A 525-nucleotide genomic window follows, 5' to 3' on the forward strand; every position below is an offset into this window, starting at 1 on the left:
CGGCCGCGCCGCCGCCGCCGATCCATCCGGACCGGTGGCCGTCGCCGGCCTGGCCGTTGAAGGAGGATCCGGCGCTGGAGGCGCGCATCACCAAGCTGATGGCGCAGATGTCGGTGGAGCAGAAGGTCGGGCAGACCGTGCAGGGCGACATCGGCAGCATGACCCCGGAGGACGCGCGCAAGTACCACATCGGCTCGGTGCTGGCCGGCGGCAACTCCGATCCCGGCGGCAAGTACGACGCCAGCCCGGCGCAGTGGCTGGCACTGGCCGATGCCTATTACACGGCGTCGATGCAGACCGACGGCGCCGGCCCGGCGATCCCGATCATCTTCGGCATCGACGCGGTGCACGGGCAGAGCAACATCGTCGGCGCCACCCTGTTCCCGCACAACATCGGCCTGGGCGCGACCCGCGACCCGGAACTGATGCGCAAGATCGGCGAGATCACTGCCGCCGAGACGCGTACCACCGGTATGGAGTGGACCTTCGCCCCGACCGTGGCGGTGCCGCAGGACGACCGCTGGG

Annotated in this window: 1 protein-coding gene; it reads left to right on the forward strand. The window is 70.7% G+C overall.

Annotated features, from left to right (window positions below):
* Positions 1–20: 20 nt before the first annotated feature.
* Positions 21–525: glycoside hydrolase family 3 N-terminal domain-containing protein (locus D180_RS14690; RefSeq protein WP_304412380.1), on the forward strand; the 505-nt coding region annotated here is incomplete at its 3' end.

Source organism: Xanthomonas sp. SHU 166 (assembly GCF_000364685.1).
Classification (GTDB): domain Bacteria; phylum Pseudomonadota; class Gammaproteobacteria; order Xanthomonadales; family Xanthomonadaceae; genus Xanthomonas_A; species Xanthomonas_A sontii.